We start from the raw sequence: 16,319 nt of genomic DNA on the forward strand, positions 1-16,319 counted from the left end.
CGGCGGTCCCGGATGTCCTGAACGGCGAACGCCTACTTCGGGCTGCACCCGATGCAGATGCCCTGGGAGATCTTGTCGTCCTGGATCTGCTGCTGGGTGCGGTCCCGGCGATCGTTCGGGGTCGCTGCGCCGGCGCCGGAGGCCGGCGGCATGGTCTGGCCCACCGACGAGGTGTGCGGCGCCGTGATGGTCGAGGTCGGCCCCCCGCCGGTGCCAGTCTGAGCCTGCGCCGATGCGGCCGTCGTAGCGAGTATCGGAAGCAGGGCCGAGAGGCCGAGGATCGTGATCGTGCGGGTCATCTGTCCGGATCTCCTTGATCCGACCTAACGCGAGCGTGACCGCCCGGTTCGTGCGTCCGCACGAACTCTCCCTTTGTTCGCCTTTGCAGAGCCGGCCCGGGGCCGTATCACGGGCCGCTCACCCCCGATCCAGTGTCGAAACCCCGGAGCCGCCGCGACGATGCGGGACCCCAACGCGATCGACTTCTGGCGCGGCTTCGCCCTGGTGACGATTTTCATCAACCACATCCCGGGCAACACCTTCGAGCGCTACACCTTCTCGCAATACGGCATCTCGGACGCCGCCGAGCTGTTCGTGTTCCTGGCGGGCTGGTCGATCGGCATCGCCACCCGCGGGCGCGACGGGAAGCCGGAGCCGGCCGGCAAGAGTGTGGTCCGGCTGCTCGCCCGGACCGTCGAGGTCTACCGCGCGCAGCTCACGATCATGCTGCTGGCGCTGGCGCTCATCGCCGGCTCGGCGCTGCTGCTCGACAACCCGCTGATCCTCGAATGGCACAATGCCGGCGGCTTCTTCGCGGACCCGATCCAGTCGGTCTGCGGCATGGCGCTGATGACCTACCAGCTCGGGTTCTTCAACATCCTGCCGCTCTACGTGCTGCTGATCGGCATCGCGCCGGTCTTCGTGCTGGTCGGCCGCCTCAGCCTGATCGCGGCCCTGGCGCTGTCGGCCGGTATCTACCTGGCGAGCCTCGTCTTCGAGTGGAACGTCCCATCCTGGCCCGGGGAGGGGGATTGGTTCTTCGATCCGTTCTGCTGGCAGGTTCTGCTGGTGCTGGGCTTCGTGCTCCAGGGCTGGACCCTGCGCTCCGACACCCTGCGCCGCTGGGCGCGACGGCTGGTTCCAGCCGGCTTCGCCATCGTCACCGTGGGCGTCGTGCTGGCCGTGACCGGGATCCGGCCGGATCCGCTAATGGTGCCCGAGCCCCGATTGCTGTTCACGTTCGAGAAAACCTACCTGACACCGGCGCGGCTTCTTCATTTCCTGGGGGTATTGCTCGCCTTCGCGCCGCTCTACGCAATTCTGGCTCCCCGAATCGGGGTCGTCGGGCGCTATCTGAGTCAGCTGGGTCGTAATTCCCTGGCGGTCTTCTCCATGGGGTCGATCCTGAGCCTGATCGGGCAGCTCGTGCGTTTCCAGACCGGCGGCGGCGTGCTGGTCGATATGCTGGTCGCCGGAAGCGGCCTGGTCGGTCTGGGGTTCACCGCATGGTTCGTCGAATGGCGCACCCGCAGCAAGTCGTCCCGGCCCCGGCCGTGAGGCGCGCACGCGCCTCGGGGCCCCGCTGGGCGCTGGCCGCCCTGGTCCTGGCTTTCATGACGCCGGCCGCGGCTGCAGAGCAGCCGGCGGATCCGGGCTCGGGCGACCAGCCCGGCCTGTCGCAGGAATGCCGGGTCCCCGGCGCGCAGCTCTACACCATGGCCAAGCTGGGCGCGGTCCGGACCGCGCTCAGCGAGAACCGCGCCCTCAAGATCCTGGCGATCGGTGGCAGCGCGGCGCCGGGAGCCTCGGCCTCGTATCCGGCCAAGCTCGAAGCCGCCCTGGAACGGGCCCTGCCCAAGATCGACGTGACCATCGATCATCGCGGCCTGCCTGGGGAGATCGCCTCGGGGGCGTCCGAGCGCCTGCGCACCATGGTGGCGGAGGCCGAGCCCGATCTCGTGGTCTGGCAGGTCGGCACCCACGACGCCATCGCCCGGGTCGATGCCGACGCCTTCGCGAGCGAACTCAGCGAGGCCGTGGCCTGGATCCGCTCCCACGGAATCGATGTGGTGCTCGTCGATCCGATCTATACCGCCAGCATGGCCGCCGACGTCGATTACAACCGGATCGTCGACGCGGTCCGTACCGTGGCGGCCCAGCAGCAGGTGCCGCTGGTGCGCCGCTACGAGGCCCTGCACTACCTGTCGAGCCGCAGCGACAAGGGCGAGGGGCACATGCTCGGCCGCCAGTTCCGGCTCAACGATCTCGGCCTGCGCTGCATGGCCGAGCACGTGGCGCTGACCATCGCCACCTCGCTGATGCGGACCGAGCCCGCTCCGGACCCGAAGCTTGCGCCGGCTGCACCGCCCTTAACCGAGCCGCAACGCGCCCCGGGCTAGACCGTCAAAACCCGAGACCGTTCTCCTGCGGTCACTGACGTATCGCCCCGGATATCGGATCTCGGACGACGCTTCGGCGGGTTTGACGGGTCATCATCTGTTTCCGATCCGGCGGCCGCCGTTCGGGATGATGCTCCAGCGCCTGGCATGGAGCGCGTGGTGTCAGCGACAGCCCTCCCGGCCCTCAGCAAGCTTGCCGCCGCCGGCCAGCGGCTCCACACCCTGCGCGATGGCCCGGCACGGGCCGCGCTCGCGGTCTTCGCGATCCGGGTCGGTGCAGCCGGCTTCGCCTATGCCGCCCAGGTGCTCGCCGCCCGGCTGATGGGCTGGGACGCCTACGGGGTGTTCGCTGCGGTCTGGGTCTGGACCGCGATGCTCGGCCACACGCTGACGCTCGGTCTGTCGCAGGGCGCCTGCCGCTTCGTGCCCACCGATCAGGCGCGGGGCGATCTCGATCTGGCTCGCGGCTATCTCCGGACCGGCGCCCTCGTCACCGGCGGGGCGGCTTTCAGCATGGCCGGCCTCGGCGCGGCCCTGCTGTGGCTGGAGCCCGGCCTGTTCGCGCCGGCCTATCGGGCGCCGATCGCGGTCGCGCTCGGGGTGATGCCGCTCTTCGCGCTGCAGGATTATCTCGAAGGCGTCGCGCGCAGCCAGAACTGGGTCGGGCTCGCTATCGCGCCGCCTTACCTGCTGCGCCAGAGCCTGATGATGGCCTGCATGGTCGGGGCCGTGCTGCTCGGGGCGCCGCCCCGGGCCGAAGTCGCGATGGCCTGCATGCTGATCGCCGCCGCCATCGCCACGGCCCTGCAGGCCGGCCTGCTCCTGGCGCGGCTGCGGACGGACCTGCCGCCGGGGCCGCAGCGCTACCAGTGGCGGACCTGGCTCGGCACCAGCCTGCCGATCGCCGGGATCGATCTGGCCAATGCCGGCTTCACCTTCGTCGACGTCATCGTGCTCGGCGCCCTGGTGAGCCCGGCCGAACTTGGCCTGTATTTCGCCGCGACCCGGATCCAGCAATTCGTCGTGTTCGTGCATTTCGCCGCCAGCGCGGCGACGCTCCAGCGCTACAGCGCCGCCCACGCCCGGGCCGACCGCCCCCTCCTCGCCGACCTCGTGCGCCGCCAGGGCCGGCTGACCGCAGCCGCCACCGCCCTCGTCGGCGTCGGGATCGTAGGCGCAAGCCCCCTGCTGCTGGCGATGTTCGGCCCCGGCCTCAACTCCAGCGTGCCGATCCTGGCGGTGCTGGTGGCCGGCAGCGTCGCCGCCAGCCTGTTCGGGCCCGGTGAGGATCTCCTGACCATGCTCGGCGGCGAGCGCCTCTGCGCAGGCATCACCGCCGCCATGCTGATCGCTGCCGCGCTCCTGTGCCTGCTGCTGATCCCGCCCTTCGGCCCCCTGGGTGCCGCCTTCGCGGTGACGCTGGCGACGATCGCGCGCGCCGCGCTGCTCGCCCGTGCTGCCGGCCGCCTGCACGGGCTGCCGACCCCAATCTGGTCCGCGGGAGCGATCCGATGAGCCTTTTCGCTCCCGCCGCGCGCCGAGAATTCCCGGACCTGTCGGTCTCCGTCGGCCCCGCGCCGGATCCGGCGGCCTGGGATGCCCTGTTCGCCTGCGCCGCCGGTCCGCATCCACATTACACGCACCACGCGATCACGGCGCATCGGGAAGCGGGGCTGCTGCCGGAGGACTTGCGCTTCGTCACGATCCGCCGCGGCGGCGATCTCGTCGCGCTCCTGCCCGTCACGCTGCGCCGCGACCTCACCGGCCTCGGCGGACGGGTGGCGCGGCCGTTCCTCTCGCCACTGGTGACCGCCACCGCGCCCCTGGTGATCGACGGGTCGGGGCGCGAAGCGGCGGTGGCCGCCCTGGTGACCGGCCTGGAAGAATGCGGCCGGGCCTGGCGCTGGCCGCTCCTACCGATGGACGACGGCGCCGTCCCAGACATGCTGGCCGCGATGCGCGCGCGCGGCTGGGCGATCGGCGTCGTGACAACGTTCGAGCGCCCGGTGATGGCGCGCCGGGCCGATCACGACGCGTTCCTGGCCGGACACCCGAACAGGTCTCGATTCAAGGATCTGCGCCGTCGCGCCCGCCGGCTCGCTGAGATCGGCACCGTCGCCCATGTCAGCGCCACGGGCGGTCGGGAACTGGCGGGGCTGGTGGCGGATTTCCTCAGCCTCGAGCAGAAGGGTTGGAAGGGTCAGGCCGGCACCGCCATGGCCTGCCGGGCGGACACGGCCGCGCTGGCCCACGCCCTGTTCGGCCAGGCATCGGGTCCGGTCGGCGTCCGGGCCGACGCCCTGACTCTCGACGGACGATCGATCGCGATCAGCCTTGCCCTGGTCGGCGGCGGCACCGCGACGCTCCTGAAGACGGCCTACGACGAGGATCTGCGAAGCCACGCCCCCGGCCTGCTGTTGGAGGCCGAGATCGTGCGCACCTGCCACGAGACCGGTTTTGCGGATACACTCGATTCGGCGACGCTCGAGGGTTCGGCCCTGGAGAGCCTTTATCGCGAACGGACATCCGTTGCAGAGATCATCGCCCTGCCGCCGGGAGATCGCACCCTCTCCCTGGAGCGGCGGCTGCGGCTCGCCCGGTTCGAGCACCAGGCCCGGGCCACAGCCAAGCGGGCTTTGCGGCGGCGCTGAAACGCGGCCCTATCGGTTGCGGTACGGACCCTCACCCTGGACCTGATCGTAGACGCCGTGCCCGGTCCGGGCCCGGTAGGCGCGGCCGGCAATCTGGCCGGGGGTCGGCGGCGTGCCGGGCTGGGCGAAGCTTGTCTCCGGGCGATAGGCCGGGCCCCAGCCGATCTCCTCGTCGCCCGCCGGGTCCTTGCCGGGGAAGCCGGTCGCGTAGCCGACGCTCTGGGCGAAGGCCGGGGCCGCGGCGAGCCCGAGCAGGCCCGCGAGGGCGAGGCGGAGGCTGGTCCTGGAGCGCATGGATCGTCTCGTCGATGGTCGATCCGCATCGCGGATCCTCTGAACGGGAAACGCCGGTCGGGGACGCGCGTTCTCGGGGGCGCATCCGTGTCGCGGGCGAGCCCCCGAACCCTCGTCCCGGACGACGCCTCACCGCGGAGGCCCGGGTCGCCATGGAGGATTGGAAGGCGGGTTTTCGAGCCGAATTGCGGGCCATCGAGATCGCCACCGCCGATGCGGCGGCGTCGGTCCTGCCGGACCTGCTGCGGCGCCTGCGGCATCATGAGGCCGGGCTCGGCGGCCCTGTCCTGCTGACGCTCTACCGCCGCTGGCGGATCCGGCGTCTGGCCCGGGCGGTGGCGGATGCGCGCTGGCAGGTGGAGCAGGGCCGCCTCGCGCGATCGGGCGGGCTCGATCCGCGGCGGTGAACGCGGTCTCAGGCGGCGACGGGCCGACGGGCGCCCGGCCGGGACGCCGTGGCACGGGCGGGCGCGGACCGATCCTTCTGCTCGGGCGTCGGAGCCGGCAGGCGTACCAGAACGACGGTGCCGACCGTTTCCTCGGAGCGGATCCGCAGGGAGCCGCCATGCAGCTCGACCATGGATCGGGTGATCGCGAGCCCGAGCCCCGAACCCTTGTGGCTGCGGGTCATCTGCGCCTCGACCTGGGTGAACGGCCGGCCGAGCCGGGCGAGGTCGGCGCGAGGAATGCCGATGCCGCTATCCTCGACGAACAGGTGGGTGCTGGCGCCCGCCCGGCGGACGCGGACCGCCACGCGGCCACCGGCCGGCGTGAACTTCACGGCGTTCTGGACGAGGTTGGCCAGGATCTGCTGCATCGCGCTCGGATCGGCCAGCAGATCGATTCCGGGCTGTACGTCCAGACCGAGGGTAATTCCCTTCTCACGGGCGGCTGCCTCGACCAGCCCGAGCGCGGAGGTGACGGCAGTTTCGGCGGGAATGGCCCGCGGATTCAGCCGCACCCGACGCGCCTCGAGACGGGCCATGTTGAGAATGTCGTCGATCATCGAGAGCAGGTGCGAGCCACTCTCACGAATATCGCGGCAATACTCGGTGTAGCGCGGGGTGCCGAGGGGGCCGAGAACCGCGTTCTCCATCACATCGGCGAAGCCGATGATCGCGTTGAGCGGCGTACGCAGCTCATGGCTCATATTGGCCAGGAACTCGGACTTAGCCTGGCTGGCAGCCTCGGCGGCGGCCTTCTGGTCGAGATAGCGCTCGGCCAGATCGGCGAGTTGCTGGGTCTGGAGCTCGAGGGTGCGGCGGGAGCGCTTGAGGTCCTTGACGGTCTCGATCAGCTCGCGCTCCGAGGCCTGGAGCTGCTCCTGGTGGCGCTTCAGGCTGGTGATGTCGGTCCCGACCGAGACGTAGCCGCCATCCTTGGTGCGTCGCTCGCTGATCTGGAGCCAGCGGCCGTCGGTGAGTTCGGCCTCGAAGGTCCGGGCGGCCATGCCGGGGAGGGCGAGGCCGGCCTCGGGGGATTCCCTGCGTACCTGGGGCAGGACACCCCGGCCCATCACGTCGGTGTAGCTCCGGCCGGATTGCGCGTCCTCGGGGCTGAGGGCGTGGAGGTGGCGGAACTTCGAATTGCACAGCACCAGCCGGTTGCCGGTATCCCAGAGGACGAAGGCCTCCGAGATCGCCTCGACGGCGTCGCGCAGGCGCATGTCGGAGGCCGCGTTGGTCTCCTCCAGGGCGCGCTGCTCGGTGATGTCGGTGGCGATGCCGACGAGGTGGCGCCCGCCATCGGTGGCATCGGGCATGACCTCGGCCCGGGCGCGCAGCCAGACATAGGCGCCGTCGGCCCCGCGCATCCGGAAGGCGTGGTCGACGCAGGTCTGGGCGGCGGCGAGGCCGCGGGCGAGGCTGTAGAGATCGCCATCGTCGGGATGGACCAGGGCGTTCACCGCCCCGAAGGAGAGATATTCGTGCTGCCGCTGGTAGCCGAGCAGGGCATACATGGAATCGGACCAGTAGATCCGGCCCCGGGCGATGTCCCAGTCCCACAGCCCGCAGGCGCCGCGGCGCAGGGCGGTCTCGAGACGGCCGCGGATCTGCTCGCGGGCGCGGTCGGCCCGGGCCGCCTGCCGGCTCTGCAACCCGTAGGCCAGGCCGACGCCGACGATCACCAGGATCGCGGCTGCGACCAGGACGATCTGGTCCCGGGCCCGGGCGCTCCAGCCGCGCATCAGCGGCTCGATCGGCTGGAGCACGGCGACCTGACCGGCCCCGTTGGGCAAGCTGTGGATGGCGGCGAGCACGCTCTCGCCGCCGGGCAGGTCGAGGGCCATGGCGCCGGCGCGCTCGCCGAGGCCGGAGAGCGGCTCGCTGTCGCCAAGCACCTGGGCCAGGGTGGTGGCGTCGGCGGGAAGGGGCGGGTGGGCGGCGGCGATCCGAGCATCGGGCCGCACCAGGAGGAGGCGCCGGCCCGGATGGCGCTCGCTCTCCGGCATCAGGACGCGCAGATCGGAGGCCCGACCGCCGGCCGGTGCGATCGCTCTCGCGGCCAGCCGGGCGAAGCCCTCGACCTCGGCCTTGGCGCCGGCCAGGATCTCGGCCCGCTGACCCTGGATGTGGAGCGCCGCGAGACCGACCAGGCAGGCCAGGAACACCGCGAGGATGCCGGGCACGGCGTAGCGCAGCCACCGCTCGACCAGACCGAGCCGCGGATCCCGGACGCGCATCGGCCAGGAAACGGCGAGACTCGATTCCGCACGCGCGGAGAAGGAAGCGGAAGCCGCCTCCGGCATGGCCGAACCTCACCCATGGGAACTGCGATCCGTCCGCGGCGTCTCGCGCCCCCCGAATCTGACTGGATACAACCATCTTCGAGGGGCGCTTGTCCACGGATTTTTTACCATTCGCCCTTGACGCAACCCCTGCGCTACGACTCGGCCACAGAATCGTTTTCTACCGCAGGTTCAATAGGTTAGCCGCCTCCAAGGGTGCGCGCGACGATGTCGGCGGAGTCCCGCGAGAGGCCTGGGATCGCCTTGATTCGATTAAGCATTTCGCCGGCTTTGCCGGCCCGCGATTTTTCAAGCCGACGCCACGATCCGAAGGCCGTCAGCAGCCGAGCGGCAACCTGTGGGTTCATCGAATCGAGGGACGCGACGGTGTCGGCGACGAGCGCAAAACCGGCCCCGTCGGGCCGAGCGAACTGGGACGGATTCCCGAACGCGAAACTTCCGATCAGCGCACGAACCCGATTCGGGTTGGTCATGGTGAAGGCTGGATGGGCCTTGAGACGCGTGATTCGCTCCAGAGTGCCGGGTTCGGGGATCTGCGCCTGAATGGCGAACCACTTGTCGAGGACCAGCGGCTCGTCCGCGAACCGGTCCGCGAAGGCCGCGAACGCGTCCTCCCGGGCCTGGCCCGGGATCAACGCCAGGGTACCGAGCGCCGCCAGCCGGTCGGTCATGTTGGTGGCGTTCGCCAGGCGTTCCGCCCCGCGCACCGCCCCGGCTTCGGGATCACCGGCTGCGATCAGGTCGAAGGCGGCGTTGCGCAGGGACCGGCGCCCGGCCGAGGCTGCGTCCGGGCTGTAGGCCGCGCCGTCGGCCGGCGCGAGGGCGGCGTCGAGGTGCTCCAGGCGCGGCCGGAGGGCGCGGCCGAGGCGCGCCCGCAGGTCGAACCGCGCCCGGTGGATCGCGTCCGGATCGACGTCCGCTTGCAGGGCGTCGGCAGCCTCGCCCTCGCTCGGCAGGGCGAGGACCAGGGCGGCGAAGGCCGGATCGGCCAGCGCCTCGTCGTCGAGGAAGCGCCCCAGGGCCTCGGAGAAGGCGTCGGCCCGGGCGGGATCGGGGTCGAGGATCAACCGCAGAGCGACATCCTGCGCCGCCTGCCAGCGGTTGAACGGGTCGCTGTCCTGCGCGAGCAGCCGCATGCGCTGGGCGTCGGTGAGCTCGAACTCGAGCCGCACCGGGGCCGAGAAGTCGCGCAGCAGCGAGGGCACCGGCTCCTCGGTGACGTTGTCGAACACGATCTCGGCCTCAGCCCGATCGAGGATGTAGACTTCGTCCTGCACATCCGGGCCGGCGGCGCCCGTGAGCGGTCCCGCAGCGCCGACGAGGCCGAGCGCCACCGGGATCACCAGGGGTGGCGCGTCCTGGCCGGCCTCGCCCGGCAGGCTCTGGGCGAGGCGCAGGGTGCAGCGGGCGGTCTGCGGATCGTAGGCCATGGCGACGGAGAGGCGCGGTGTGCCGGGCCGCTCGTACCAGCGGGCGAAGGCCGAGAGGTCGCGCCCGGTGACCGCCGCGAAGGCGGCCAGAAAATCCTCGACGGTGGCGGCGCGGCCGTCATTGTCGGCGAAGTAGCGATCCATGCCGGCCCGGAACGCCTCCGGGCCGATGAGCGTGCGCAGCATCCGGACGATCTCGGCGCCCTTGTCGTAGACGGTCGCCGTGTAGAAGTTGTTGATCTCCGCATAGGCCCGCGGCCGCACCGGATGGCGCAGGGGGCCGGCATCCTCTGGGAACTGGCGCGCCCGCAAGGAGCGAACCTCGGAGATCCGGTGGACCGGCCGGGAGCGCATGTCGGAGGAGAATTCCTGGTCGCGGAAGACCGTCAGCCCCTCCTTGAGGCAGAGCTGGAACCAGTCCCGGCAGGTGACGCGGTTGCCCGACCAATTGTGGAAATACTCGTGGGCGATGATCGCCTCGATCGCCGCGTAATCCCCGTCCGTCGCGGTCTCGGGACTCGCCAGGACGTATTTGTCGTTGAAGATGTTGAGGCCCTTGTTCTCCATGGCGCCCATGTTGAAGTCGGACACGGCGACCACGTTGAACACGTCGAGGTCGTAGGGACGGCCGAAGGCGGTCTCGTCCCATCGCATCGAGCGGATCACGGCATCGAGGGCGTAGTCGGCGCGGGCCTCCTTGCCCGGCTCGACATAGACGGCGCAGGTGACGGCGCGCTCCTCCATCGTGGTGAAGCGGGTCTCGACCTTGCCGAGCCGGCCGCCGACCAGGGCGAACAGGTAGGCGGGCTTCGGGTGCGGATCGTGCCAGACCGCGAAATGCCGGTCCGCGCCGACAGCACCGGACTCGACCAGGTTGCCGTTGCCGAGCAGCACCGGCGCCTCGGCCCGATCCGCCTCGATGCGCGTGGTGTAGACCGCCATCACGTCGGGGCGGTCCAGGAAATAGGTGATCCGGCGGAAGCCGTCGGCCTCGCACTGGGTGCAGTAGACCCCGTTCGAGCGGTAGAGGCCCATCAGCTTGGTGTTGGCAGTCGGATCGATCTCGGTGACGAGGCGCAAGACGAATGGCTGCCGCGGCGGGGCGTGCAGGCTGAGGCCCGATGGCGTCCTCGCATAGGCGTCGGCCGCCAGGGCCAGGCCGTCGAGGTCTGCCGAGACCAGCCGGAGGTCGTCGCCGTCGAGATGGAGCGGCGCGCCCGCGCGGCCGGCCGGGTTGGGGCGCAGGGCCAGGGTCGCGTCGATCCGGGTGGCGTGGGGATCGAGGCGGATGTCGAGATCGACGCGGTCGATCAGGTAGTCGCTCGGCCGGTATTCCTCCAGGCGGATCAGCGGCGGCGTCTCGGTGCGCATTCGGCTCTCTCTCCGGATCGGGTTCGAGCCCGTTCTGGTCCCTCGCGGGGCCGGGCGCAACGCGGCCGCGGCGCTTGCAGTCAGGGGGATTCTGCAGCAACGGCCTTCAACCGCCACAGCCCGCCGATCAGCCCGAGATTGACCGCAGCGAGCAGCGCCAGAAGGCCCCACAGGGCGTCGGGCCCGATCCGGACCAGCAGGAACGCGCCGAGCGGGGGCGCCAGGGCCTGGGCCATCAGACCGGGCCGGGCCAGCCGGCCGACCAGCCCGGCGTAGTGCTCGGGGCCGAACAGGACCAGGGGCACGGTGCCCCGCGCGATCGAGTAGACCCCATTTCCGGCCCCGTAGATGGCGAGCGCCAAGCCGATCACCGGCCCATGGGATGCGAGCAGCACAAGACCCAGTCCGACCAGCGCGAAGGCGGCGGTCAGGGTCCAAAGCGGGTGATGCCGGCCGCGGTTGGCGATCTCGATCAGCCGCGCGGTGACCTGCGACGGCCCGATCAGGCCGCCATACGCGACCGCTGCGGCGAGGGTCACGCCGCGGGCTTGAAGCAGGGTCAGCAGGTGGACCGAGACCAGCGCCATGATGGTGCCGCCAAGCACCAGGATCCCCGCCATCAGCAGGACGGCCCGGGCCTGCCACGCTTCCAGCGGCACGACCGGCCGCGCCCGACCGGTCTCCGGCACCGCCCGGGGCGGGGCCGACGGGATCAGGGCGAGCACCAGCGGCAGCGTCACCGCGAGGTGCAGCGCAGCATAGGCGAAGCACGTCCCCCGCCAGCCGATATGGGCGACGAGGAAGGCCGAGAGCGGCCAGCAGACGGTGCTCGAGAACCCGCCCACCAGCGTCAGGGCCGTGATCGCGGAGCGCGCTTCGGACCCGTACAGCCGCCCGAGGGTGGCGTAGGCGGGATCGTACAGGCCGCACCCCATGCCGAGGCCGAGGATCAGCCAGCCGGCCAGGAACACCGGGAGCGTCGGGGCAAGGCCCAGCACCGCGAGGCCTGTGGCCAGCAGCACGGCCGCCGTGGCCAGGACCGGCCGCCCCCCGTGCCGCTGGATGGCGGCGCCCACCCGCGGCGACACGACGGCCGCCACCAGCAGGCCGATGGACAGGCCGCCGACGATCCAGGCGAGCGACCAGCCGGTGTCGCGGGCGATCGGCTCGGCCAGCACCGCAGGGATGTAGTAGGTCGAGCCCCAGGCGAGGATCTGCACCACGCCGAGCGCGCAGATCACCGGCCAACGGCGGGTCCGGTCGGTCACGGGATCAGCTTGTCCCGAGCACGGGCAGCCACAGGGCCAGCGCCAGCAGGGCGGCGAGCAGCACCGGCACCGTGATCACAAGGCCGACCCGCATGTACTGGCCCCAGCCGATCCGGTAGCCCTTGCTGGCCAGCACATGCAGCCACAGCAGCGTGGCGAGGCTGCCGATCGGGGTGAATTTCGGGCCGAGGTCGCAGCCGATCACGTTGGCGTAGATCATGAGCTCGCGCATCAGCGGCGACAGGTCGGGCGCCTGCTGGATCGCCAGGGCGCCGATCAGCACGCTCGGCATGTTGTTCATGATGGAAGACAGGATCGCGGCGCTGAAGCCCGCCCCGAGCGTCGCCGCGAGCGGGCCGTATCCGGCGATCCAGACCAGGCCGCGCGCCAGCGCGTCGGTGAGGCCGGCATTCCGGAGACCGTAGACGACGAGGTACATCCCGAGGCTGAACAGGACGATCTGCCAGGGCGCGCCAGCCAGCACCTTGCGGATCGGCACGACGCCGCCCCGCCAAGCCAGAGCCACCATCGTCGCCGCACCCGCGCAGGTGACCGCCGAGACCGGCACCCCGAACGGCGCCGTGACGAAATAGGCGACGAGCAGCAGGCCGAGCAGCGGGAACGCCGCCCGGAACAGGAGCGGGTCGCGGATCGCGTCGCGGGGCGGTTCGAGCTGCCCGGCCGGATAGGTCGCCGGCACGGCCGTCCGGAAATACAGTCCCAGCACCACCAGGGTCGCGGCCAGCGACACCAGGTCGACCGGCACCATCACGGCGGCGTAGCGTCCGAAGGGGATGTCGAAGGCGTTGGCCGAGACGATGTTGACGAGATTGGAGATCACCAGCGGCAGGCTGGTCGAGTCCGCCACGAACCCGCAGCCGACGATGAAGGCCAGCGCGGCGGCCGGCTTGAAATCGAGCTTCACCAGGATCGCCAGCACGATCGGTGTCAGCAGCAGCGCCGCACCGTCATTGGCGAAGACCGCGGCGATGGCGGCCCCGAGCACCAACACCAAGGGGAACAGCAGGCGGCCCCGCCCGCCGCCCCAGCGTGCGACATGCAAAGCCGCCCAATGGAAGAAACCGGCCTCGTCCAGCAGCAGCGAGATGATGATCAGGGCGACGAAGGTGAAGGTCGCGTCCCAGACGATGTGCCAGACCACCGGCACGTCGGCCGGCTGGATCACCCCCGTGGCGAGGGCGACACCCGCACCGATGAGGGCGCTCCAGCCGATCCCGAATCCCCCCGGCTGCCAGATGACGAACACCAGGGTGACGGCGAAGATGGCGAACGCGAGCATGCGGGCGGGACTCTTTCCGGCGCCGGCTCAGGCGAGACCGACGCGGCGGCCGACTTCGTCGACCACCGGCTCGCCGTCTTCCTTGATGAACGCGCCCTGCTGCGGCGGCAGCAGCTCCAGCACCAGCTCGGAGGGCCGGCACAGCCGGACGCCCTTGGGGCTGACCACGAGCGGCCGGTTGAGCAGGATCGGGTGCGCCTGGATGGCATCCAGCAGCTGGTCGTCGGTCAGAGCCGCGTCGCCGAGGCCGAGCTCGGCATAGGGCGTGCCCTTCTCGCGCAGGGCGTCGCGGACCGACAGGCCGGCTCGGGTCAGGAGCTGCTTCAGCAGCGCCCGCGCCGGCGGGGTCTTCAGATACTCGATCACGTGCGGCTCGATACCGGCGTTGCGGATCATCGCCAGGGTGTTGCGCGAGGTCCCGCAGGCTGGGTTGTGGTAGATCACCACGTCGAAGGCGCGATCAGGCATGGTCCACCTCGTTGGGTCTGGGGCCGCAAGCGGCCAGCGCGGGCGCGCAGATCTCCGGATGCCCCTGGCAGCAATCCGTCATGAGAAATTCGATGAGGCCGGATAGGACCGGATAGGCGACGCTGTAGATGATCGAGCGCCCAGCCCGGCGGGACCCGATCAGCCCGGCCTGCTGCAGCTCCTTCAGGTGGAAGGAGATGGTCGAGGCGGAGACCCCGATGGCATTGGCCAACGCCCCGGAGGCCATCCCGTCCGGCCCGGCCTTCACCAGCGCCCGGAGGGCCCGCAGCCGGTGCTCCTGGCCCAGGGCCATGAAGGCCGCCAGGGCTTGCGGTTCATCCATTTTCGTTTCAACATTCAAACGATGTTTTGAATATACGAGACAGCGCCTACGTGGACAAGCCCGAACAGCCCTTCGCCGACGGTATCCCGCATCTCAGCCGGTCGCATTTCGTTGTGCCGGATGCAGCGCAGCTCGCGGTGGCGCAGCCATTCCCGCACGCGCCGCGCTTCCTGATCCTGTACGGCTCCCTCCGGGCGCGCTCGTTCAGCCGCTTCCTCGCCTACGAGGCGGCGCGCCTCCTCGAAGCCATGGGCGGGGAGGTCCGGATCTACGACGCGCACGGCCTGCCGCTGCCCGACGACACCACCGCCGACCACCCGAAGGTGCAGGAGTTGCGCGCGCTCTCGGTCTGGTCGGAGGGCCAGGTCTGGGTCTCGCCGGAGCGGCACGGCACCCTCACCGGCGTGATGAAGAGCCAGATCGACTGGCTGCCGCTCAGCGAGGGATCGGTGCGGCCGACCCAGGGGCGCACGCTCGCGGTGATGCAGGTCTCGGGCGGCTCGCAAAGCTTCAACGCGGTCAACAGCCTGCGCCTGCTCGGCCGCTGGATGCGGATGATCACCATCCCCAACCAATCCTCCGTACCCATGGCGTACAAGGAGTTCGACGAGGCCGGCCGGATGAGGCCGGGCCCGCTCTACGAGCGCGTGGTGGATGTCTGCGAGGAGCTGATGAAGTTCACGCTGCTGACCCGCGAGCGGGCCGATTTCCTCGTCGACCGCTACAGTGAGCGGAAGGAGCGCGCGCCGGAGCGGCTGCAGGCCGCGGCGGCCGATATCGGAATCGGGAAGCCGTGACCGACGCGGGCAGCCTACTCGGCCGAGGACGCGCGCTCTAGCTAGGACACCGACCGGCCCGGCCGGTCATGTCCGTTTCTGCCGAGGACGTCGTGACAGTCCTCGCCCCAACTCAAGGGATAGCCGCCTGATGGAATACCTGCACACCATGGTCCGGGTGGCCGATCTCGACCGGGCGCTCGCCTTCTACGTCGATACGTTCGGCCTCAAGGAGGTCCGCCGCGTCGAGAACGAGAAGGGCCGCTTCACCCTGGTCTTCCTGGCCGCCCCGGGGGATGTCGAGCGGGCGCAGGCGAGCAAGTCGCCGCTGATCGAGCTGACCTACAACTGGGATCCGGAGACCTATTCGGGCGGGCGCAATTTCGGGCACCTCGCCTACCAGGTCGACGACATCTACGCCTTCTGCGCGCAGCTGAAGGACAAGGGCGTGACGATCAACCGTCCGCCCCGCGACGGCTACATGGCCTTCGTGAAGTCGCCGGACGGGATCTCGATCGAGATCCTGCAGAAGGGCGCCGCCAAGGAGCCGCAGGAGCCCTGGGCTTCGATGGAGAACACCGGCAGCTGGTAATCGACGCGCGACTCTTGACCCGGACGGCGGCGCGGGCGCATCTGCCCGCGGATCAGCCGGCCGGGCGGCCGCTCCGGGTGCATCAGCGTCCGGGGAGGAAAGTCCGGGCTCCATGGAGAGACGGTGCCGGATAACGTCCGGCGGGGGCGACCCCAGGGACAGTGCCACAGAGAGCAGACCGCCCCGGATACGTCCGGGGTCAGGGTGAAAGGGTGCGGTAAGAGCGCACCGCGGACGCGGCAACGCGGACGGCACGGCAAACCCCACCGGGAGCAAGACCGAATAGGGGCGGCGCGCCCTTCGCGAGAAGGGCAGGCCCGCTCTCCAGGCCAGTCGCCCGGGTTGGTTGCTCGAGGCGGTCGGCAACGACCGTCCCAGAGGAATGGCCGCCACGTCGGCGCGCGCGAGCGCTCCGGCCTTACAGAACCCGGCTTACAGGCCGGCTGATCCCACCATCCGATAAGCGCGCTGCCCAGGCTTCCGACGCCTGCACCCGCCGCCTGCCCATGGGGTGGCCATGGGGCCCACGAGGCGCAAAATTCGCGCCCGGCAAAAACCTTCGGTTAACCGTACGGGGGTCAGATCGGTCGGCTCGCCAACGCCAGGCTCGCGCGTTGACGATCCTCCGAGGCCCATGATACCCGGCATCCTCCCGTCAACGGCGTGTATCGGATCGCC

The 16,319-nt window shown here is 70.6% G+C and carries 15 protein-coding genes and 1 other RNA gene; 8 read left to right on the forward strand and 8 right to left on the reverse strand.

Translation table 11 applies throughout. The features are described from left to right. Window positions 1–32 precede the first annotated feature (32 nt). The gene (locus MKK65_RS12600) at window positions 33–299 is read right to left on the reverse strand and encodes a hypothetical protein (protein WP_243958017.1); all 267 of its coding nucleotides are present in this window, start codon (window positions 297–299) and stop codon (window positions 33–35) included. Between the two features lie 160 nt (window positions 300–459). Here MKK65_RS12600 and MKK65_RS12605 point away from each other — a divergent pair, with 160 nt between their 5' ends. The 4 genes from MKK65_RS12605 to MKK65_RS12620 all read left to right on the forward strand — a co-directional run bounded on the left by MKK65_RS12605 (window position 460) and on the right by MKK65_RS12620 (window position 5,050). Continuing rightward, on the forward strand, window positions 460–1,557 hold the full coding sequence (locus MKK65_RS12605) for an OpgC family protein (RefSeq protein ID WP_058194893.1): 1,098 nt from the start codon (window positions 460–462) through the stop codon (window positions 1,555–1,557). Beyond that, complete coding sequence (locus tag MKK65_RS12610; protein WP_243958019.1) at window positions 1,518–2,399, forward strand: SGNH/GDSL hydrolase family protein; 882 nt, start codon at window positions 1,518–1,520, stop codon at window positions 2,397–2,399. The genes MKK65_RS12605 and MKK65_RS12610 overlap by 40 nt, the downstream gene beginning before the upstream one ends. Window positions 2,400–2,558: 159 nt before the next feature. Then, a complete protein-coding gene (locus MKK65_RS12615; protein ID WP_243958020.1) occupies window positions 2,559–3,914 on the forward strand; it encodes a lipopolysaccharide biosynthesis protein in 1,356 nt (451 codons plus the stop codon). Further along, on the forward strand, window positions 3,911–5,050 hold the full coding sequence (locus tag MKK65_RS12620) for a GNAT family N-acetyltransferase (protein ID WP_243958021.1): 1,140 nt from the start codon (window positions 3,911–3,913) through the stop codon (window positions 5,048–5,050). The genes MKK65_RS12615 and MKK65_RS12620 overlap by 4 nt, the downstream gene beginning before the upstream one ends. A 9-nt stretch (window positions 5,051–5,059) precedes the next feature. Here MKK65_RS12620 and MKK65_RS12625 read toward each other — a convergent pair whose 3' ends face one another. Further along, window positions 5,060–5,344, reverse strand: coding sequence for a hypothetical protein (locus MKK65_RS12625; protein ID WP_243958022.1), 285 nt, complete (start codon window positions 5,342–5,344; stop codon window positions 5,060–5,062). A gap of 152 nt (window positions 5,345–5,496) precedes the next feature. On the opposite strand from MKK65_RS12625, the gene MKK65_RS12630 reads away from it, so the two are divergent. Further along, entirely contained in the window at window positions 5,497–5,751 is a 255-nt protein-coding gene (locus tag MKK65_RS12630) for a hypothetical protein (RefSeq protein WP_243958023.1), read from the forward strand. Window positions 5,752–5,759: 8 nt separating this feature from the next. Here MKK65_RS12630 and MKK65_RS12635 read toward each other — a convergent pair whose 3' ends face one another. The 6 genes from MKK65_RS12635 to MKK65_RS12660 all read right to left on the reverse strand — a co-directional run bounded on the left by MKK65_RS12635 (window position 5,760) and on the right by MKK65_RS12660 (window position 14,273). Continuing rightward, a complete protein-coding gene (locus tag MKK65_RS12635) occupies window positions 5,760–8,093 on the reverse strand; it encodes a PAS domain-containing sensor histidine kinase (protein ID WP_243958024.1) in 2,334 nt (777 codons plus the stop codon). 179 nt (window positions 8,094–8,272) lie between these two features. Next, window positions 8,273–10,894, reverse strand: a complete 2,622-nt coding sequence (gene pepN, locus MKK65_RS12640) for an aminopeptidase N (protein WP_243958025.1) — start codon at window positions 10,892–10,894, stop codon at window positions 8,273–8,275. A gap of 80 nt (window positions 10,895–10,974) precedes the next feature. Next, entirely contained in the window at window positions 10,975–12,162 is a 1,188-nt protein-coding gene (locus tag MKK65_RS12645; protein WP_243958026.1) for an MFS transporter, read from the reverse strand. A gap of 4 nt (window positions 12,163–12,166) precedes the next feature. Continuing rightward, window positions 12,167–13,462, reverse strand: coding sequence for an arsenic transporter (locus MKK65_RS12650; protein WP_243958028.1), 1,296 nt, complete (start codon window positions 13,460–13,462; stop codon window positions 12,167–12,169). Between the two features lie 27 nt (window positions 13,463–13,489). Beyond that, window positions 13,490–13,930, reverse strand: coding sequence for an arsenate reductase (glutaredoxin) (arsC, locus tag MKK65_RS12655; protein WP_243958030.1), 441 nt, complete (start codon window positions 13,928–13,930; stop codon window positions 13,490–13,492). Further along, window positions 13,923–14,273, reverse strand: a complete 351-nt coding sequence (locus tag MKK65_RS12660) for an ArsR/SmtB family transcription factor (RefSeq protein ID WP_058194192.1) — start codon at window positions 14,271–14,273, stop codon at window positions 13,923–13,925. The genes arsC and MKK65_RS12660 overlap by 8 nt, the downstream gene beginning before the upstream one ends. A 50-nt stretch (window positions 14,274–14,323) precedes the next feature. Between MKK65_RS12660 and arsH the strand changes: the two genes are divergently transcribed. From arsH to rnpB, 3 genes are all read left to right on the forward strand, one after another. Further along, on the forward strand, window positions 14,324–15,070 hold the full coding sequence (arsH, locus tag MKK65_RS12665; RefSeq protein WP_243958032.1) for an arsenical resistance protein ArsH: 747 nt from the start codon (window positions 14,324–14,326) through the stop codon (window positions 15,068–15,070). Window positions 15,071–15,200: 130 nt separating this feature from the next. Continuing rightward, window positions 15,201–15,641 (forward strand): VOC family protein, encoded by a 441-nt coding sequence (locus tag MKK65_RS12670; protein WP_058194190.1) that lies wholly within the window; start codon window positions 15,201–15,203, stop codon window positions 15,639–15,641. Window positions 15,642–15,693: 52 nt separating this feature from the next. Beyond that, window positions 15,694–16,092, forward strand: an RNA gene (gene rnpB, locus MKK65_RS12675) — RNase P RNA component class A. Window positions 16,093–16,319 lie beyond the last annotated feature (227 nt).

This window comes from Methylobacterium sp. J-001 (assembly GCF_022829565.1).
Classification (GTDB): domain Bacteria; phylum Pseudomonadota; class Alphaproteobacteria; order Rhizobiales; family Beijerinckiaceae; genus Methylobacterium.